Genomic DNA, 19,523 nt, shown 5'->3' with positions numbered 1-19,523 from the left:
GATCTTTAATCCTCATAATTTAAATCTAAAGCGATTATATCGCGCGCGATATAATAAGCAATACCTAACTTTGGTCAACGTTCTATTTCATTAGGGCCAGGATCCCATATTCAAAAATAATCGTTGAGTTCCCCGGCCTCGAGCTCGCCATGATTTGTTCGCTTATCGTATTCAGCATCGCGTAATTTAAGCGCTTCTATCAGGCCCGCTGCAATTGCGCTTGCCCGCTGGTCTATCACAGTACAATCAGTGTGGGGCTCAACAGCCAATATTGCCTTTTCACCCTGACGGGCAATCGCAATGGCATTGCGACCATGATTATTCTCATGGGATTTTAAGGCCCAAAACCACTCGCTCCAGACACCTCTCACTCGAAAATTACGCGGATCGGTTTCTAACCTTGGTAAGGTATATTCGATAGTGACCTTAGACTCCACCCGGCTAATCCGACATAAATTAGCTTCTTTCCGCCACCACCAGCTCCAATTAACCTGACTATCGGTATAGCCGTGGTAGGTTTTGTTTGGGCCGCGAAGCGGCGATGCCGCTTCAACGGCAGTCTCTATCTCGCCAATTGAATCAACCGCCACCGTGTAGTAATGGTTAATGACCTCCACTTCTGGCTCAGCGATAACAACATTGCTTAGCAGCAACATCACCACAGAAAAGTGCCGCATGCGTAAAGCTATTATCCACGAGCCCATCATTGCCAAACTTATCACCGCAAAACACGCTCCCGCCAAGCCTACGAAAACAAGACTTTTGACCACTCGATAAAACTGGGAGAAGATGCTTTTTATTAACATAAAATAGTAAACACCAATGGAAGAGCTTTATGATAACCGTTTATGGCCTGCCACGTTCTCGCTCAACTCGCGCACTTTGGGCTCTGGAAGAAGCTGGCCAAGCGTACGAATTTATCGCCCTCAACTTTGCCAAAGGTGAGCAACAAGCTGACGCCTACCTTGTACTCAACCCAGGCGCCAAAGTGCCGACTCTGGTCGAGGGTGATTTAATACTCACGGAATCTGCGGCTATTGTTAAGGCACCTCTGATAATTCGGTGATGCCTCAGGCTTAGCCAAGAAGGGCTCAGCAAGGCGCCGTCATGCAGGAAGGCTGGCTGCCTTTCAAATGGCGGCAACACAGCGGAGTCCTTCTTGGCTATGCCCCGAAGGGCGGGCCTCTGGCGCACACTGGACAGCGTTGCGAGCCTCATTAAGGACAGAGCCAGCCTTAATCTCGGCAACTGCTCCTGCGTTGCGCTACCTCCTGCATCCATGCAGTCGTTCCTGCCGCGCCTTGCCAGCGTACGCCAGAGGCTCCGCTGAGACATTACCGAATTAAGCAGAGGTGCCTTAACTACGTTATCAACCAATACGCACCAGAACTCGCACCAGATTCCCCCGCTCTACGCGCCCACTACGACCGCTGGTGCTTCTTTGCCCTTGCCGAGTTAGAGCAACCATTATGGAATCGGCAAACACAAGTTCGCCTTGCCAGCCGCGCAGAGAATAGCCACTATTTTTGATACCGCTGCATGGGAGTACCAAAAAGCATTACAATTATTTGCTCAGGGTCTCGCTGATAAACCGTTTATTTTGGGAGATCACTTTAGCGGTGCAGACATTTTATTGGGACATACGCTAATGTGGGGACAATCCTTTAAGCAGCCTCTGCCCCAACAGAACCTGACCGATTATCTTAGCCGTATCAGTGAGAGGCCGGCACTAAAAAACGCGCAACACCGGGAAAGCAAATAGGGGCTACGCCAATGCCGACCATAAACCAATTACACTGATACTGAGTAACGCCGCGCCCATTACCCTAAAAAAGCGTGGCGTTTCTGCTTGCAGTAAGTAATTATGAAAACGCAGTCCCAGTACATGACCTACCCCCGCACAAGGCAGCAACCAGATATTATGAATTAGCTGTAAATCAATTTCGGCATAGATAAATGCTGCCATTTTTATTGAGACTAAAATAAACCACAGCGCCAACAAGGTATCCCGCAACCGTTCTTTGGCAACATATTGCGCGGCTACAGCAATAATCAATGGCGCCCCAATCAGAGACGTGCCACTGATATAACCGCCCAACATCAAAAATATCGTATCAACCGTCTTGCTATTACTTCGAAAAGGCCGATTAAACAAATACGTCAGTGAATATACTGAGATGATCGCAAAAATAATAATCGATAGAATATTGCCCGGCAACGTAATCAAACCGAACACACCGATCAGTTTAGGAACAATCATAATCGGCAAAATTCGCCGCAAATACGCCCAATCTACAGTACTTTTTTTAGTTTCCGCCTTTCCTCTATTATTCAAGACGATCGTTAAGGTCGAAAAAAACAATAAATGTACGGAGATGATGGGCAAATAAACCAGCGGCTCGTTGTATACCAATAGCAAAAACGGTAACGACAATACCGAGCCACCAAAACCCAAACCAGAGCGCACAAAGCCACTCCAGACAAAAATAATGGCAATCAACACGTATTGGTATAGTTCTAACTCAGTCATAACAGCTTTCGGGACGGCAAAGGCCAAAGATTGTATCGCGTCGTCGACAGAAGAAACACGACGCCAGAACAGATAAACTCCTCAAACGAACACCAGTTATGTCAAAATCTACCCACTCGTCACCCTTAGACTATACGGAGTCCATCTATGCGGGTTATTTGCCAGCAGCTCATGTGCTGTTTTTTGTTTTTGTTTTCATCCTCATTGCTTTTCGCCCAACACACGCCGGAATTGCAGGTGTTTAAAAACCCCAACTGCGGTTGCTGTGGTAAATGGGTGGAGCACATGAATGAGGCAGGTTTTAAAAGCCAGGTTACTGAGCAGCAAAACCTGGGAGAACTCAAATCCCAACTAGGCATTGCCCCGCAATATCAATCTTGCCATGTTGCTCGCAGCGGTAAATATGTTATTGAAGGGCATGTACCCGCAGCCGAAATCAAACGCTTTCTTGCTTCACCGCCAGCAGGGGCTATAGGCTTGGCTGTTCCAGGTATGCCCATTGGCAGCCCTGGCATGGAGATGGGTGATCGTCATCAAGACTATAATGTGTTGTTATTAAACAAGGATGGCAGCAGCGAAGTTTTTGCCGAAATTCGCCAGCAATAATCTCGCGGTTTCAAGTAATCACTTCATTTATATTGAAGACTGGACTCGCCGCTATGCCCAGCCATTAAGCGCTTGGGCATAAGGTTTCATTGCCTACGATTAGCCAAAAATATATTAAGTCCAATCGTAATAGCCAACGGGCAAAAACTAACGCTTAAACCAAGGCATTCGTACCTTAGATTTTTTCTTGATACTGACTTGCGATTCACCGGTCACCACAGCGATTCCAACTAAACGCCACTCTCCGTATAGCTCTTTATAAAGTAAATCGAAGTTTAATGAGGCTGGTTGTAAGTTAAAACGCCCTCGCATTCGCAACAATCCTGAGTCGCCAATCTGCGGTGGAATTTCATACTCAGGCATCATTGTTAGCACTGACCCAATATCAATACGCGATGCTCTTAACTGTGAAAACAGTTTATTTAATTGCTGAGGCGAATTCTTTTCTTGAAAATCCGGCGAAGCAATTTCACGGAAAACACTGTAATTCACACTGTCGTTGGCATGATCGAGGGCGAGCATGGTTGACCACAGCACTAAAAGCGCTTGTTGCTCATCAATCTCTTGCGCGGCGCCAACTGCGCCGGACAAGCTAAAAAAGACAACAAGGGCAGCCGCAATGCGGCGCCCCAGCAATGGAAGATGGCCAGCAATGCTGGCCGCCTGTGTTTTTACCATGTTGCCGTCATTCCTACACGACCACCCACGCTTTTCTTGCGAGTGCCGCTACCAAGACCAAATTCAAACTGCACCGTCTCGCTGGCGCGAACCGCACCGGCGATAGAAGCAGCCTCCTCACTTTCAAAGTAACCGCCCCCCACGCTTAACGCAAAGGTTTTGTCAGCGGGAACATAGGGCGCCTTCATGGCCATTGCCAATGCGATGCCTGCGCGGTTGCGTTCAATTTCATCGCGGTTATCACGGACATCAGATCCCAAATCATTGATCGCCCGGAAAGTGCGACCACCATCGGTAGCCAAATTACCGTTCGCATCTGAAGTGACAATTTCTGTAGCGCCACTTTGTGCCTGCCGACTAGCATCAGAGGTAATGCCCGGAGTGGAGTAGGTACTGCTTGTTGTTCCCAGTACCACTTGATTTGCGCGGGTAGTAGTTGCTCCTGCACCTAAGGCCACCGAATTAGTATGCCCAGCATTGGCCCCATCACCAACAGCCACTGCGCGGTCGCCATCGGCTGTTGCACCCTCACCAACCGCGGTTGAGCGGACGCCATTTGCCTGAGCAAGATGACCCAGCGCCGTGGCTCGTTCAGCATTAGCACCTGAACGCCAACCATAAGCCGTTGCACCCGGGCCCGTCGCCACAGATTCACCACCTACCGTTGTGGTTGAGTTTCCATTGGCCACGGCCTCCGTGCCAATGGCCATCGCATCTACGCCAGTAGCGGAAGATTCATTACCAATAGCAATCGATTGTTCGCCAACCGCATTCGCGGCCTCACCCACTGCTGTAGAGCGCACACCATCAGCTTGTGCTAAATGCCCCAACGCGGTAGCTCGCTCGGAGTTCGCACCAGAACGCCAACCGAATGCTGATGCACCGGGCCCAGTCGCGACCGATTCACCGCCTACAGCACTAGTAGATGGACCATTAGACGAAGATTGCGTACCCACGGCCAAAGCATCTGTACCATTCGCAACGGACTCATTACCAACCGCAACGGCTTGCTCACCAGATGCAGAAGCCGCTTCACCCACTGCAGTAGAACGTACGTCATTCGCTTGAGCTAAATGCCCCAACGCAGTAGCCCGCTCAGCGTTAGCACCCGACTGCCAACCAAACGCCGATGCACCCGGACCCGTCGCAACCGATTCGCCACCCACCGCACTGGTAGAGGGCCCTGTAGCGGAAGACTGAGTGCCCACAGCCAAGGCATCAGCGCCATTCGCAACGGACTCATTACCAACCGCAACGGCTTGCTCGCCAGATGCAGACGCCGCTTCACCCACGGCGGTAGAACGTACACCATCAGCTTGTGCTAAATGCCCCAGCGCGGTTGCTCGTTCGGCATTAGCGCCGGATTGCCAACCATAAGCGGATGCACCTGGACCTGAAGCAACCGATTCGCCACCCACAGCACTGGTAGAAGGGCCTGTAGCGGAAGACTGAGTGCCCACAGCCAAGGCATCAGTGCCATTCGCAACGGATTCATTACCTACGGCAACCGCTTGCTCGCCAGATGCAGAAGCTGCTTCACCCACGGCGGTAGAACGTACACCATCAGCTTGTGCTAAATGCCCCAGCGCGGTTGCTCGTTCGGCGTTAGCGCCGGACTGCCAACCATAAGCGGATGCACCTGGACCTGAGGCAACCGATTCGCCCCCTACCGCACTGGTAGAAGGGCCTGTAGCGGAAGACTGGGTGCCCACAGCCAAGGCATCAGTACCATTCGCAACGGACTCATTACCTACTGCAACCGCTTGCTCACCAGATGCAGAAGCCGCTTCACCCACCGCAGTAGAACGTACGTCATTCGCTTGTGCTAAATGCCCCAGCGCGGTTGCTCGTTCGGCGTTGGCGCCAGATTGCCAACCATAAGCGGATGCACCCGGACCTGAGGCAAGCGATTCGCCACCTACCGCACTGGTAGAGGGCCCTGTAGCGGAAGACTGGGTGCCCACAGCCAAGGCATCAGCGCCATTCGCAATGGACTCATTACCTACTGCGACCGCTTGCTCACCAGATGCAGAAGCCGCTTCACCCACGGCGGTAGAACGTACGTCATTCGCTTGAGCTAAATGACCCAGCGCGGTTGCTCGCTCGGAGTTCGCACCTGACCGCCAACCAACAGCAGTCGTACCCGGACCGCTGGCAATAGCTTCGCCACCAACGGCAGAGCTCGAATTACCTGTGGCATTAGCGTCTGTACCAATCGCTAGCGCATCAATACCGCTGGCTTGAGCACCGAGAGCATCCGCATCTTCAGCACCATCACCGCCAATCGCTACTGCGCCATCAGGGGCAAGTAGATCAGTATCTGCCGCTACCGCACCATCGCCACAAGCGACATTAGACGCATCACCACTCGCATCTGGCGCGGTGACCAACGTGCCACTGGCATCAGTACATTCAAACGCAGCGGCCGACTGCACACTACCCAATACGGGTATTAGCAAACCTGCCGCAAGCATCGCGCTACTCAAGGTACTTAGTCTTCCTACTCGTTTTCTCATGCTAGCCTCCAAGGCCTTTTAGTCATACTCAACAAGAATAGGTAATGCACAAAAACGCCCATCACCTCACGACACTGGGCACGCGACAACATGACCCACCAGAGGAAGGTCTGAATCGACAGCGTGGGAAAGAAGGAATCAAAAATTGAATAGGAACGGAGGAGAAATAACAGAAACAGATGATTAGGGAGGCAATAATAGCCCCCTTTCACAGCGCGGTATCCAAACACCACTGCCGCCACGTCCCTCTCCTAGTAAAAGCCAGCCATCACCTTGGCCAAGCAGTTATAATTTTGTTTATAAGGAGCTTACGCGGAGGTTTTAAAATGGATCACAAAATAATATTAAAGTTTTAAATGTTTGATTTTTATTAATTTTATAAAAAAAGGCCCGCAACGCGGGCCTTAAAAAGTAAAACAAGAAGTATTACAAAATGTCGCCTAAATTCATCAAGTTCGTTTCGCCATTACTGTCATCGACACCGTCATTATCATTCACTAACAGCACCTCACCATTTTTCAGCACCGCGGTACCTTCGATCTTCTCGGTAACCAAGCCACCCAATCCTTGCATGTCTGGCAATACATCGCGAATCAAGGTTTTGCTTACGGTATCGCCATCTACCAACCCCGACACACCAAAGCGGTAAAGCCGTTTGATGGCGGCATCGGGCCCACCTTGGTTGTCGCGCTCGATAACCATAAACTCATTGTTACCAATAGCGCTGATTTCCGACAAACCCACCCAACCGCCATTTTGAGATTCAACCGCATCCAAGGGATAAAACAGGAAGCGCCAACTATCACCGACGATATTATAGATACCAATCCGAACGTTCGTCTCGCCCTGCCAAGCACGCTGAAAGGCCACGTAAAGATTGCCTTCATATTCAGCAACCCCTTCAAAACCATTATTGCGCTGCAAGGCATTAACCGCTGCTGGCAAGCCTACCACGGCAGTGATTGCGCCACTGGAATCAGTTTTTAACAACACATTCATACTGTCGACAGGACCATCAATAGCGTGCCCAGAACCTTCGGAGGCAATCCAAAACCCACCATCAACGGACTTGGCAATACCTTCCGGATCAACATTCACGGTTTTATCGTCATTCACCACGTCAGCGGCCAACGTCCCTGCAGGTAGAGACGCCAGCACGTTATTGCTGTCCAGCAATGGGGTTTCCTTGATTAAGATGGCGGGCTGCTGACTGATATCAAGGGTAAAAATACGATTCTTAAGATAGTAGCTGTCGTCTACCGCATAGATCAGATTGCTGTTTTCAGGGTCGGCCGACAACCCTGACAGGGCAGCCCAGGGGATAGGTGTACCATCTATGCGGTCATTAGATTGAATCGTGGGATACTTGGCAGTGGCACTACCATATTGGTAAATGTTTAATGCCGAACGAAACACATCGTCACGACTGTCTTCTTCACTGGCAACCACTAACAAATTACGTGATGGAATGGCCAAGGCGCCCTCGGGGCCCATTGCCGCGGGTAGCAACTGTTTAAAAACAGGGTTACGAAAATCCGCTACATCATAAACAAACACCACGCTGGAGCGCTCAGAATTCACAAACAAATACCGCTCGCTACCAAATACGCCAAACTCAGCATTTTCGGGTTCATTACCTTTATTGTCTGAACGGTCATCGGGGTAATGACCAAATTTAGCGGTTAATAAATCCAAGGTATTGCCTGCCTCAAATACAAGCTCTCCGTCAGTATTAAATACGCTAAACCCGCGGCTACCTCCATCCAGATCACCTTCATTGGCGGTAACAAAATACTCAGTTGATAACCAGCTAACGCCATCGGGCTCGCGTAGTACCCCTTCTTGGGAATCCGTAAAGCTGATAATCGACTCGTTGTCAGTATCAATATTGACCAGATCGACACTGCCGGCGCTGAAATGATTGATCACACTGCCATCACTTAAGTCGACCAGCACGATGTGGTTGTTTTCTTGCAAAGAAACAAGGGCAATATTGTCGCTATTAATATCGACAAATTCCGGTTCGGGGTCAGAGGGGTAAAGATCAGCCAATCCCGTTAAAGACACGTTACTCGTGGTCCAGGTATCTGGCGCACCACTTAAGTCAACAATGACCAGTTTTCCTGCAGGCAACTGGGGAGGAACACCCTCTCCTAAGTCTTCATCACGCTCATTTTCAATTACCGCAACGGCATAGTGCCCGTCTGGGCTCACTGCAACAGAATCTGGCTGACCGCCTAAATCGATAGAGGTCACCAAACCGCGACTGGCAATATCCACCACCGCCAGCTCGCCAGATACCTCAATAAAGCTGGCAGAGGTATTAACTCCCACCAAAGCATACGCCCCTTTCACGGCCACCGAGGTGGGCTCACCGGTCAACGCCAAAGTGCCCAACCCCGTCGGTTTACTCGGATCAGCAATATCAACAAAGCCAATCTGCTTAGCAGGGCTGTCGGTATAAATGAGTGTCATCCCATCAGCGCTGGCAGCAACAATTTCTGCTGCGGTGGTAGTATCGTCATTACAGCTTGCATCGATCTGCTTACAGACGGGATAAGCGGCAATACGATTAAAATTCTTGTCACTGTTCACTACCGTCGGCGTACACAGATAGTTACTTGCCGTCACTTCCGACTCCGAGAGTTCGCCATTGCCATCGGTATCGGGGCCTGAGTCAATTTGCAAACCACCGCTATAACAGTGCTCGTTCCCAGAATATAAAACCGTTTGCTTCAGCAAACCATTCAGGCCCTCGTCGCCATTATTTCCGTTTGTACCATTGCTTCCATCTGCCCCATTAGTACCGGGTGCACCTTCAGCGCCGTCCATACCATCGGCACCATCGCGGCCATCATCACCATCACAGGCGGCCAGAAAAAATGGGCAAGCCAGAGCAATACCCCACGCTAAAGCTGTTTTTTTAAATGTCATAATCACTCCTAAATCCAGGCAATACTATTTTTGTAGCCTGAAATCTTAGAGAGAAAGTGCGACAGAGCGCCTACAAAAAAATGTCAGAATCGTGGGATTAATATGACAAACACATCGTCAATGCGGTCACGATCTCGACATTGCGTCACCAAATATTCATATTTTAGTCTTACCAGTGTAACGCTCAGGCAACACCCTCTTGCTTTTGCCTAACGTGGCGTATTTGTCATGTCCAGGCGTACCTACCTACAAGATTGAGGGAGATTGCTATGCACCACCACTCCACTAAGTTCGCTGCTATATTGGCAACGACTATTTTATTAAGCGCCTGCGGTGGCGACGATGGTGACCGGGGACCAGCAGGTGCCCCCGGAGTAGACGGCGCACCGGGCCAGGCAGGCGCCCCAGGCGCAGACGGTACGCCAGGTGTCGACGGTGCCAATGCCACTGATTCGAATATCTTTTTATCGCTGCTCGGCCGTTATGAAACCGGCCAGTTTGATGAATCCGCGGCCGAAATTGTTGATTTTGACCCAAGTACTAAGCGCAGCTTTGTCATCAATGCTGAATCAGGCCAAGTCGATATTCTTGATGCGATGACACCAGCCTCCCCCACTTTAATCAGTTCACTGGATGTTGCTGCAGATGTAGCAAATGCAGTAGAAGGACTTGACGTTTCAGCCCTCGGTGCAGCCAACAGCGTCTCGGTTAACAATGGCTTTATGGCTGTCGCCATCGAAGCCAGCCCCAAACAAAATAACGGCTACATTGCTTTCTATCAAACCGACGGTAGCTTCGTGAGCGCGGTTGAAGCTGGCGCGCTACCCGACATGGTGACCTTTAGCCCTGACGGCACAAAAGTTTTATCCGCCAATGAAGGCGAACCTAACGGCGACTACTCGGTTGACCCTGAAGGTTCAGTTACCGTGGTAGACGTCTCAGGTGGTTTCGCCAGCCTTAGCGCCAGCAATGTTACTCAGGTCAGTCTCGGTTCAGCGCCACTTACTGGCCCGGTACGTATTTCCTCCAAGTCAGCATCCCAGGCTGCCGATTTGGAACCAGAATATATTGTTGTTTCTTCAGACAGCCAGACCGCTTATGTCATTTTGCAAGAAAACAATGCCGTGGCCGAAATCGACCTTAGCGACAACAGTGTTAGCCGTATTGTCGGCTTAGGCTACAAAGACCACGCCATCCCCGGCAATGAACTGGATGCCAGCAATGATGATGGTGTCGTCAATATCCGCAACTGGCCCGTGTTTGGTGTTTACATGCCTGACAGCGCCGACATTTACAGCTTTAACGGCAAAACCTATCTGATTACAGCCAACGAAGGTGATGGTCGCGAATACCTGACAGACGCCAATGATGAGGCAGATTGTAGTGCTCAAGGCGGCTTCGATTTTGACGACGGTGACTGCTTTCATTACCTTGACGAAGTTCGTATTAAGGACATTCAAGACGACGGCGCCACCTTTGACGGCGACCTGCTGAGCCGACTCCCAGCCAATTTTGAAGATGACGAGCAGCTAGGCCGCCTCAAGGTTATCGCCAACCTGGGCACCGACGGTGCTTGCGCCTCACTGGCCACCACAGGGCTACCGGAGGCCGATTGTAGCTACGAAGCACTTTATGCATATGGCGCTAGATCCTTCACGATCTGGGACGCTGAAACCATGCAGCCCGTGTTCGATTCTGGCAGCGACTTTGAAGTTATTACCGCCAACCGTTTAGGCTTGTTCGGCTTTAACGCCAGCAATGACGACAACGAGGGCGATGATCGCTCTGATGACAAAGGCCCCGAACCCGAAGCCATTGAGATTGGCACCATCAACGGTAAAACCTACGCGTTCATTGGTCTCGAGCGGGTTGGCGGCATCATGGTCTACAACATCAGCAATCCAGAAGCTCCCCGCTTTGTGCAGTACATCAATCCCCGGGATTTCAGCCTTGCCGATGTAGAAGACGATCTTGAACTAGTGGGCGATTTAGGCCCCGAGTCCATCAAGTTTGTCAGCCAAGATGACAGCCCGACAACTCGCCCCATGTTAATAGTGGGTAACGAAGTCAGCGGCACCACCACCTTTTATGACATCGAAATAATTGACTGATACTCCACGGTTGTAGAGTAACGTTTAAGGCTCGCTTCGGCGGGCCTTTTTTATTTTGCTGCCACAAGAGCCAAACGGGCTGTTACCATTCCTCATAACAAGCGCTCCCTCGCATCATTTGTATAACCGCCATAACGGGGAAAACATGCCAAGCCTCTACAAAAACTATCTAAAGCGCGCAATCAAAGCTCATGGCAACATCGAATATATTGAATCGCAACTCCCCGAGAAGACGAGCAACACATTACTGACAAGTCGCAACGATGACCGCTATCTGGCAGAAATGGCTGCCTGCATTTTTCGAGCGGGATTTGTCTGGCGAGTGGTCGAGAACAAATGGGCAGGCTTTGAAGAAGTCTTCAATCGTTTTCTACCTATTTGGGTCGCCTCCCGCTCACCAGAACAAATAGAGGAGATGGCCAGCGACACCCGAATTATCCGCAACTTAAGCAAGGTTAAAGCTGTGCAAGAAAATGCCTTGTTTGTCCTCGATGTGACAAGAACACATGGCAGTTTTGGTAACTTCCTCGCTGACTGGCCCGAGGAAGATGTCATTGGTCTGTGGGCTTACCTTAAAAAACACGGCTGTCGGCTGGGCGGCAATTCTGGCGCCTACTTTCTCCGCTTTATGGGCAAAGACAGTTTTATTTTAAGTCGAGATGTCTGTATTGCCCTGCGCAGCGAAGCCATTATTGATACCGACACCCCCACCGCAAAACGGGATCTTATTAAAATTCAAGATGCCTTTAATCAAATGCGGAGCGAGAGTGGCCGCAGTCACGCGCAGCTGAGCAAGCTTTTAGCCATGTCCAGAGGGCCCAAGGTGTGATGAGGTGACAAACATCACCTCACGCTCTATTGAAGTCTTTCGCCGCATTAAATATATCCGCAACCTACTCTTTTAAGGTAGATCACAAATACATTAATGACTGTGAGCAACCACACCAACTTGAGGCATATTCGCTAAACCAATCTCTTGGGCGTGCTCTTCAAAATCTTTGTTCTTCCAAAAGAAAGCACCGGGCATTGTTGTTGGTACCACCAGCACGTAAAACAAGGCTCGACCAATCAATGCTGCAAGTCCCGCAGAAAGCGCCAGCGCAACATATAAAACCAGCGATGCCGCGTTGACATCAGCAAAGATCAACAGCAATAACGCCAATGCTAAATTGCCGACCAGTAACAGGTTACGCAACCAATAGCTTTTGCCAAAAACAGTACTTTGAATATAGTGAGAGACACTGCCCTCATTATTGGCCACATTCATATCAGCCCCATGGCGCCATAACCCCACAAGTTCCAAGCTAGCGCCAAAACCAACACAAGCAAGGCACACTTTAAACACGACACTGGCATCAACACCGGCCAACATCAAAGTTGGAATCGCGACTGCTGCCACTAGACTGCTCCCCAGCGACAGACTATTACCCAGAAATGCTGTGCCCGTCTGCCAATGATTCCAGAATGGTCGAGCAGGAATACGATAGCAGCGATACATATAGTACAAGCCCACTGAGCCGCAGCTCATCGCGAGATAGGCGCTAGTCGCTGCGAAGCCCCGGTATTGCCCCCATTCACCGAACATAGAAATGAACATCGCATTCTCTGGCAACATTGCCAATACATGCAGGCCACCAAACAACATATACAGTGCCATCCCCAGACCTTCACGGCACACTGGCGAATGACGGAGGTTATTAAAGCCCCGGTAAGCCCGTAACGGTTTGCCTAAATGGGTGGCCGACATCAGCATGCCCAAGGCAGACAGACCCACCGCAACCGCCATTAAAGGAACATACATAACCGAATTTTGCAGTGCGACGAAACTGTCTATACCCAGTTGCGCCCCCAAAAAACTCAGAAAAAATGCGCCCAGGGAAATCTGGCTGACCAAGGTGAAAATCACCAGGGGGTTCTCTCTGGAGCTGAGTTTTTTCAGGCTCCATTTTTTCTCAATCCCGCGTTTCTGATCCACAACGGGGCGATATTGACCATCCTCCGACTTGTGATACTTCACCGGCATTCCGTCGGGGCGCGTCACCTCGTCAGGCATATTGTTAATCTGCTGAAAGCGGATATTGGGGTGGGTAATTTCGGGATCAGGAAAGCCCGGAATGCTGACTTTGCCCTGCTCGCGATTTTCCGGCAGATCATCGACTACCCCAAAGTTCAAGGCATTACCCAGACAAGCCGAGACGCAGGCCGGTTTAAGATTAACCTCCAAGCGGTCTACACACATATTGCACTTGGATACCTGGCCTTTAATAGGGTCAAGCTGAGGGGCGTTATACGGGCAAACCCAGGTGCAGTAACCACAGCCAAAACAGGTTTCAGGGTCCTGTAAAACCGCGCCGTATTCAACATGCTTGGTATAAGCCCGCGTAGGACAACCTTTCAAACAAACCGGATCATCGCAATGGTTACACGCCATGGAGATATTCATTCGGCGGAAGTCTGGGTAGGTGCCACCCTCAACATACCCTACCGAACGAAAGCTGATGTGAGCGGGATTGTCATTTTTCTCACTGCAAGCCGCCTCGCAAGCATGACAACCAATGCAGTTGTCAGCGGTAAAATGAAACGCATGCTGCTTGTTTCGATTCGGGTTTTGACCAACGCCGGGCTCTTCGTTGATAAACATTTCCCGGCCAGCCGGCACCGCGCCACCACTGCGGGCAATAAGATCAATTGGCGCCTCATAAAAGTTGGCCTCACGAGCAGCGGGCTCTTTCAAAAATGCGTATTGAGGTTCGTCGTCTCTAACTTTCCACATAGTTACTACCTTGACTGGCGCCGATCCTGCAAATCACAAAGCTCATCATCCTGAAGCTTGTAATCAGAGGACCCAGCGCGAAAATTCATCACTACCCACAAAGGCAATAATTAGTAGGCCCGGCGCTCAACATTGAGTCGAGCTGCCTCAGCCTGGTCAATTTTTTCTATTCTTACCGCACATTGTTTAAATGCTGGCTGGCGAGAATAGGGATCGAGTAAACCCAGCGACAAGCGATTAACACAATCGTGATAATGCATGGGAATAAACAACATATTATTCGGGACACGCTGGGTAAGCTGAACCATGACAACAGCATCCCCCCTGCGCGAAACTAAACGCACATATTGCTGATGCTTAACCCCCTGCTCTTTGGCAGAATCGGGGTTCATTTCCATATAAGGTGTAGGGCTGAATTTATTCAGATTGCCAATTTTTCCGGTTTTGGTACGAGTGTGGAAATGCTCAACAACCCGGCCACTGTTCATCCAGAACGGATAGGCCTTATCTGGCACTTCATTGTCTTCGATATAATCCATCGCCAGTAGATTGGCTTTGCCATTTGGCGTGGGATAAACCCCATCGCTATAAAGCCGGGGGTTGCCTGTCTCGTCTCCTTCTCGCATTGGCCACTGAATACCACGCTGTGCTTCAATTAAGTCGTGACTCATGCCAGAAATATCCAAATTACGCCCCTGCCCCTTTGACAGCTGTTTCATTTCGTCAAAGATCTCAGAAGAACTTTCCGGAAAATGTATTTTCTGTCCTTGCTCAAACCGTTTGGCCATTTCATTAAATATCCAGTAATCTGGCTTGGCCTCTCCCGGCGGCTCCACAAACTTGCGAACCAAGTTCACTCGGCGTTCGGTATTCGTTTGAACCCCTTCTTTTTCACCCCATACCGCACCAGGTAGATAGACATGGGCATAGTTAACCGTTTCGCAGTCCTGATAGCCGTCCTGAACAACCATAAACTCCAGCTTTTCCAAGGCCTTTTTAATACGTGGCTGATTGGGCATAGAGGTCAAGGGATTCGTTGCGACAATCCACAATGCCTTAATCTCGCCTGACTCTATCGCCGGAAAAATATCGGTTTGCTGCAAGCCCCGCTTGGCCGGGAAGAACCCCTCATCTATCCCCCAAAACTCGGCCACCTCTTTGCGATGCTCCGGCTTTTCCAACATGCGATAACCGGGAAGACCCGAGCAAGACGACCATTCTCGTGTGCCCATGGCATTGCACTGACCAGTAATCGACATACTGGTGCCGCCAGGAACACCAATATTGCCGGTAATCAAATTGAGGTTATTGATGCCGCAAACGCCATCCGTGCCGTGAGTACTTTGGTTAATCCCCATCGTCCAGATGCTCATGGCTGAAGGCGCTTTAGCGTAGATACGGGCAACATGCTTGATCATATCTGGGTCGATACCGCAGATTTTTGAGGCCGTTACGGGATCATACTTCTCGATCGTCGCTTTCAGCTCATCAAAACCATTGCAGTGCGCGTCAATATATTCTTGCTTCTGCAGGCCTTCTTTCAAAATTACATGGGCCAACGCATTAAGCAGTACCAGATCGGTACCCGGGGTAATGGGCAGATGGATATCTGCGAACTGGGCAAACATCGTTACCCTGGGATCCACCACAATCAGCGGGAATTTGCGCTTCTCTAAGGCTTCTTTCAAGCGCCAATAAATGATGGGATGCTGCTCGGGTAAATTGGACCCAAACGCCATTAAACAATGGGTATTTTCAAAATCGTCGTAGCAACCTGGGGGGCCATCTGCGCCAAAACTACGTTTGTAACCCGATACCGCTGAGGCCATACACAAGGTCGTATTGCCATCATAGTTATTGGTACCTATCACCCCTCGGACCAACTTCCCGAGGGTATAAAACTCCTCAGTTAGCAACTGACCAGTAGACACTACCGCGACGCTGTCTTGACCGTACTTTTGCTGAATGCGTTTAAACTCCGCAGCACTGTGGTCTATCGCTGTATCCCAGTCGACTTTTTGCAAAGGTTCATAAATCTTGTTTCGCATCATTGGCGCAACGCCCCGGCCGGGAGTTGCGCTCAGCTCGTGCTCAAAGATCCCCTTGATACAAAGCTTACCTTGGTTCACCGGGGCGTTGCCCTTGCCTCTACTGGCAACCGGCTTCCCCGATTCATTCAGACCAACCTCAATTGAACAGCCAGTAGAGCAATAACCGCACACAGCGTACTTCCAGTCGACGACTTTTTTATCGACGATAGTAATTGGTTTGCGTTTTTTGCGGCCAAATATCATGCAATGCCTCTCCCAAAGGGTGCACCAAAAAAGAACACCCCAAAAACCGTAACAACAGCAAAATCGCACCAAAATAGTGATTTATGGCACTTTTTTCGCTAGCTATGATTAGGAATTACAAGAACTGTGCCAAGCACAAGGAGAGGAGTTGCTCAGGCCACCAATAAAGTCTATCTTATTGATTAAATTGAAATTATATATCTTGTACGGTGGACAGATGTACCTCGACAAGCCAAAATTCAATACTTGTCCAGACAGGCAGGGAAAGGGCTTAACACTACCCCCAGCAACGTGATTCGAGGGCAATAAAAAAAGGGGCCATTAGGCCCCTTAGTTCACCGTTAAATTAACGATTATTTGCTTTCTTTCACCGTCACTACACGGCGGTTTTTAGCGCGGCCTTCCGCAGTGGCGTTAGTCGCAACAGGGCGGCTTTCACCATAACCAACAGCACTCAAGCGGCTAGCGGCAATACCAAAATCATTGATTAAGGCATTTCTTACCGCACTAGCACGACGCTGGGATAAGTTCTTGTTGTAAGACTCACCACCCGTACTATCGGCATGCCCCTCAATAACGGCTTTCACATTGCCATGCTCGTTGAGGAAGTCAGCAACACGTTTCAGCTCATCTTTGTACTGTGGCTTCAGCACCGCAGAATCAAAGTCAAAGTTCACTTCAACTTTCAAGCTTTCGGTTGTAGTCAACTTAAGCGCACAGCCATTGCGATCCACTGAGGCACCCGCTTCAGTACCAGGACATTTGTCCTTGTAATCCGCAACGCCATCACCATCGCTGTCCAAAGCACAACCATCAGTGCCAACAACCACACCCGCAGGTGTATTAGGGCAACGATCAGCGCTATCGACTACGCCATCACCATCGCTATCACTAGGTGTAGCTTCTTGCATTGGCGCAGCAGTCTCAGTGCCACCAAAGGCATAGCTAATACCAAGCGACACAACACCATTGCGTGTTTCGTTGTCAGTGCCATACAGGTAACGGGCATCACCACGTAGCGACCAATGTTCGCTAAGGGCATAACGAATACCACCACCCGCATTTAGCTGAGTGTAAACGTCATTATGAAGTGCTTCATAATTAGCTTCAGCATGAGCTATACCAAAAGCCAAGTATGGCGTTACCCGGCTACCAGGTGTTTTGAAGTACCGCAGAACATCTAATCCACCTGAAGCGACTTCCGCATCGCGTCTATCATTGCCGCGATAGTTATCAGCATCAGAATACATGGCTCGAAATTCGATACCCCACTCGCTATTAAGCTCTTTCTCAATACCAAAGAGTGCCGTAGCTTCTTCGTCTAAATCCTGGCTATGGTCAAATACTTGATAACCAATTGCCGGGTTCAAATACCATTTACCTACTTTCTCAGCGTGTACTGCCGAGCTCATACAGGCAGCCCCTAAAAATAAGGCGCAAATTGAACGCTTTTCCATAATCTTCCCCTTTGGCCAATGTTGTTCAAGCTTTGAAATATATTGCAATGTAGTGTTGCACTACTGCTTTCTACACTATCACGTCAATTTTAGATTGCACGTATTGAAATCCGTATTTTTACCAACTGTATCACAGCACTAAGGCGCGTACTTATTGTCCCCAGACGGCCAAAAACCCACTCGATATCTCAATGCGACATAGCATCCGCATACAAGAAAGCCGGAGCAACTGCCCCGGCTTTCTTCTTAAAAACCATCATTAATTACTTAACGGTTTCTGCTTCCATTACGGCAACTACGCGACGGTTAGCACGACGGCCTTCAGAGGTACTGTTACTAGCGATTGGACGCTCTTCACCATAACCCACTGCCGCCAAACGATCCGAAGCAATACCATAATCACGGACCAGTGCATTGCGCACGGCATCTGCACGACGCTGAGACAGCTGCTTGTTATACGCGGCAGCACCAGTGCTATCGGCATGACCTTCAACAACTGCTTTTACACCGCCAAACTTCTTCATAAAGCTGGCAACTTTTTCAAGCTCGCCACGGTAAGCTGCAGGGATAGCATCCGAATCCAATGGGAAGTTGATTTCCAGCTTAATGCTTTCAGTTTGCTTCAACACAAACTTACAACCGAACTTATCAACCTGGCGACCAGCAGGCGTGTTTGGACACTTGTCACGATAGTTAGGTACACCGTCACCATCTTTATCCAAGGCACAGCCACGAGCGTCTACGGCCACACCAGCAGGCGTATTTGGACACTGATCAACACCATCCGCAACACCATCGGCATCAGAATCAGTTGGGGCTGCAGGTGCGGGAGCTGGCGCAGGACTGCCACCAAAGGCATAGCTCACACCGATGGAGAAAATACCATCGCTGGTTTCATTGTCGTTACCGTAAAAATAACGCGCATCACCACGAATAGACCAGTTATCATCTAGTAAATACCGAACACCGCCACCCAAGTTCATTTGAGTGTATACATCGCTGGCGCCTGTTTCGGGGTTAATCTCAGCGTGGCCAATACCAAAAGCAGAATAAGGAACCCATTTGCTATCCGCGTGTTTGTAATAACGCAACACATCCAGGTTGATTCCAGCTGCTTCAGCATCTCGTCTCTGATTACCACGGTAATGGTCCGCGTCGGCAAATGTAGCCCGAACCTCAACACCCCAATTGTTGTTGATTTCTTTTTCAACACCCAATAAAGCCGTTGCTGATTCATCCAGGTCACGATCGCCATCAAAGATTTGATAACCAACCGCCGGGTTAATATACCACTTGCCTTCATCGGCATTAGCCAAACCTGGCAGCATAGCTGCCGCCACTGCGGCACCAAGTAGAACGTTCTTCATAGGACTCCCCCTAATTGTTTTTACGCTTTAATTTGCAAGCAATGTCGCCGTTACGCGTCTAAAGCTAGACCGAGAATAACATGTTGACAACTGCATTCGCCGTGATTTTTTTGTGATTTTGTCGTCTAACACCTTGCTAAATATCAAAATTTTCGCATTTTAGTCGTCAAAATACATTCAAGCCTTTTATTTAAGCTGTGAAAAATACATTCAAGAAAAGATCTACCTTACGATAAAACTATCGATTTCAGATGCGC

At 49.6% G+C, this 19,523-nt stretch carries 14 protein-coding genes; 5 read left to right on the top strand and 9 right to left on the bottom strand.

All coding sequences use genetic code 11. The annotated features are described in order from the left end of the window. Positions 1–110 precede the first annotated feature (110 nt). A complete protein-coding gene (locus IMCC21906_RS07135; RefSeq protein WP_047011589.1) occupies positions 111–806 on the bottom strand; it encodes a DUF922 domain-containing Zn-dependent protease in 696 nt (231 codons plus the stop codon). Between the two features lie 29 nt (positions 807–835). Here IMCC21906_RS07135 and IMCC21906_RS07130 point away from each other — a divergent pair, with 29 nt between their 5' ends. Together IMCC21906_RS07130 and IMCC21906_RS17225 are read left to right on the top strand one after the other, a co-directional pair. Next, positions 836–1,066 carry a glutathione S-transferase N-terminal domain-containing protein gene (locus IMCC21906_RS07130; protein WP_047011588.1) on the top strand — a complete coding sequence of 77 codons (231 nt, stop codon included), beginning with the start codon at positions 836–838 and terminating at the stop codon, positions 1,064–1,066. 429 nt (positions 1,067–1,495) lie between these two features. Further along, the gene (locus IMCC21906_RS17225) at positions 1,496–1,762 is read left to right on the top strand and encodes a glutathione binding-like protein (protein ID WP_052763423.1); all 267 of its coding nucleotides are present in this window, start codon (positions 1,496–1,498) and stop codon (positions 1,760–1,762) included. Between the two features lie 3 nt (positions 1,763–1,765). Here the strand turns inward: IMCC21906_RS17225 and IMCC21906_RS07120 are convergent, their stop codons facing one another. Continuing rightward, a complete protein-coding gene (locus tag IMCC21906_RS07120) occupies positions 1,766–2,530 on the bottom strand; it encodes a TSUP family transporter (RefSeq protein ID WP_047013226.1) in 765 nt (254 codons plus the stop codon). A gap of 147 nt (positions 2,531–2,677) precedes the next feature. On the opposite strand from IMCC21906_RS07120, the gene IMCC21906_RS07115 reads away from it, so the two are divergent. Next, positions 2,678–3,136, top strand: a complete 459-nt coding sequence (locus IMCC21906_RS07115) for a DUF411 domain-containing protein (RefSeq protein WP_047011587.1) — start codon at positions 2,678–2,680, stop codon at positions 3,134–3,136. A 147-nt stretch (positions 3,137–3,283) separates the two neighbouring features. On the opposite strand, the gene IMCC21906_RS07110 is transcribed toward IMCC21906_RS07115, so the two are convergent. The 3 genes from IMCC21906_RS07110 to IMCC21906_RS07100 all read right to left on the bottom strand — a co-directional run bounded on the left by IMCC21906_RS07110 (position 3,284) and on the right by IMCC21906_RS07100 (position 9,264). Beyond that, positions 3,284–3,814, bottom strand: coding sequence for a hypothetical protein (locus IMCC21906_RS07110; protein WP_052763422.1), 531 nt, complete (start codon positions 3,812–3,814; stop codon positions 3,284–3,286). Beyond that, complete coding sequence (locus IMCC21906_RS16290; RefSeq protein WP_082117394.1) at positions 3,808–6,330, bottom strand: YadA-like family protein; 2,523 nt, start codon at positions 6,328–6,330, stop codon at positions 3,808–3,810. The genes IMCC21906_RS07110 and IMCC21906_RS16290 overlap by 7 nt, the downstream gene beginning before the upstream one ends. 426 nt (positions 6,331–6,756) lie before the next feature. Beyond that, positions 6,757–9,264 (bottom strand): esterase-like activity of phytase family protein, encoded by a 2,508-nt coding sequence (locus tag IMCC21906_RS07100; protein WP_047011586.1) that lies wholly within the window; start codon positions 9,262–9,264, stop codon positions 6,757–6,759. Between the two features lie 269 nt (positions 9,265–9,533). Here IMCC21906_RS07100 and IMCC21906_RS07095 point away from each other — a divergent pair, with 269 nt between their 5' ends. Together IMCC21906_RS07095 and IMCC21906_RS07090 are read left to right on the top strand one after the other, a co-directional pair. Further along, complete coding sequence (locus IMCC21906_RS07095) at positions 9,534–11,375, top strand: choice-of-anchor I family protein (protein WP_047011585.1); 1,842 nt, start codon at positions 9,534–9,536, stop codon at positions 11,373–11,375. Positions 11,376–11,520: 145 nt separating this feature from the next. Continuing rightward, the gene (locus IMCC21906_RS07090; protein WP_047011584.1) at positions 11,521–12,204 is read left to right on the top strand and encodes a DNA-3-methyladenine glycosylase I; all 684 of its coding nucleotides are present in this window, start codon (positions 11,521–11,523) and stop codon (positions 12,202–12,204) included. Between the two features lie 93 nt (positions 12,205–12,297). On the opposite strand, the gene IMCC21906_RS07085 is transcribed toward IMCC21906_RS07090, so the two are convergent. From IMCC21906_RS07085 to IMCC21906_RS07070, 4 genes are all read right to left on the bottom strand, one after another. Then, positions 12,298–14,148 carry a DmsC/YnfH family molybdoenzyme membrane anchor subunit gene (locus IMCC21906_RS07085; protein ID WP_047011583.1) on the bottom strand — a complete coding sequence of 617 codons (1,851 nt, stop codon included), beginning with the start codon at positions 14,146–14,148 and terminating at the stop codon, positions 12,298–12,300. Positions 14,149–14,258: 110 nt separating this feature from the next. After that, the gene (locus IMCC21906_RS07080) at positions 14,259–16,442 is read right to left on the bottom strand and encodes a molybdopterin oxidoreductase family protein (protein ID WP_047011582.1); all 2,184 of its coding nucleotides are present in this window, start codon (positions 16,440–16,442) and stop codon (positions 14,259–14,261) included. 353 nt (positions 16,443–16,795) lie between these two features. Continuing rightward, positions 16,796–17,899, bottom strand: coding sequence for an OmpA family protein (locus IMCC21906_RS07075; RefSeq protein ID WP_052763420.1), 1,104 nt, complete (start codon positions 17,897–17,899; stop codon positions 16,796–16,798). 263 nt (positions 17,900–18,162) lie between these two features. Beyond that, positions 18,163–19,266, bottom strand: coding sequence for an OmpA family protein (locus IMCC21906_RS07070; RefSeq protein ID WP_047011581.1), 1,104 nt, complete (start codon positions 19,264–19,266; stop codon positions 18,163–18,165). Positions 19,267–19,523: the final 257 nt, after the last annotated feature.

Source organism: Spongiibacter sp. IMCC21906 (assembly GCF_001010805.1).
GTDB lineage: Bacteria > Pseudomonadota > Gammaproteobacteria > Pseudomonadales > Spongiibacteraceae > Spongiibacter.
The sequence above is the reverse complement of the archived record's forward strand: the minus strand, read 5'-3'. Positions and strand labels throughout refer to the sequence as shown.

Coding starts and splice junctions, on each gene's coding strand:
- IMCC21906_RS07115 (WP_047011587.1), top strand. CDS start 2,678: ATGCGGGTTATTTGCCAGCAGCTCATGTGCTGTTTTTTGTTTTTGTTT.
- IMCC21906_RS07135 (WP_047011589.1), bottom strand. CDS start 806: ATGTTAATAAAAAGCATCTTCTCCCAGTTTTATCGAGTGGTCAAAAGT.
- IMCC21906_RS07120 (WP_047013226.1), bottom strand. CDS start 2,530: ATGACTGAGTTAGAACTATACCAATACGTGTTGATTGCCATTATTTTT.
- IMCC21906_RS07090 (WP_047011584.1), top strand. CDS start 11,521: ATGCCAAGCCTCTACAAAAACTATCTAAAGCGCGCAATCAAAGCTCAT.
- IMCC21906_RS16290 (WP_082117394.1), bottom strand. CDS start 6,330: ATGAGAAAACGAGTAGGAAGACTAAGTACCTTGAGTAGCGCGATGCTT.
- IMCC21906_RS07100 (WP_047011586.1), bottom strand. CDS start 9,264: ATGACATTTAAAAAAACAGCTTTAGCGTGGGGTATTGCTCTGGCTTGC.
- IMCC21906_RS07110 (WP_052763422.1), bottom strand. CDS start 3,814: ATGGTAAAAACACAGGCGGCCAGCATTGCTGGCCATCTTCCATTGCTG.
- IMCC21906_RS07075 (WP_052763420.1), bottom strand. CDS start 17,899: ATGGAAAAGCGTTCAATTTGCGCCTTATTTTTAGGGGCTGCCTGTATG.
- IMCC21906_RS07080 (WP_047011582.1), bottom strand. CDS start 16,442: ATGATATTTGGCCGCAAAAAACGCAAACCAATTACTATCGTCGATAAA.
- IMCC21906_RS07085 (WP_047011583.1), bottom strand. CDS start 14,148: ATGTGGAAAGTTAGAGACGACGAACCTCAATACGCATTTTTGAAAGAG.
- IMCC21906_RS07095 (WP_047011585.1), top strand. CDS start 9,534: ATGCACCACCACTCCACTAAGTTCGCTGCTATATTGGCAACGACTATT.
- IMCC21906_RS07070 (WP_047011581.1), bottom strand. CDS start 19,266: ATGAAGAACGTTCTACTTGGTGCCGCAGTGGCGGCAGCTATGCTGCCA.
- IMCC21906_RS07130 (WP_047011588.1), top strand. CDS start 836: ATGATAACCGTTTATGGCCTGCCACGTTCTCGCTCAACTCGCGCACTT.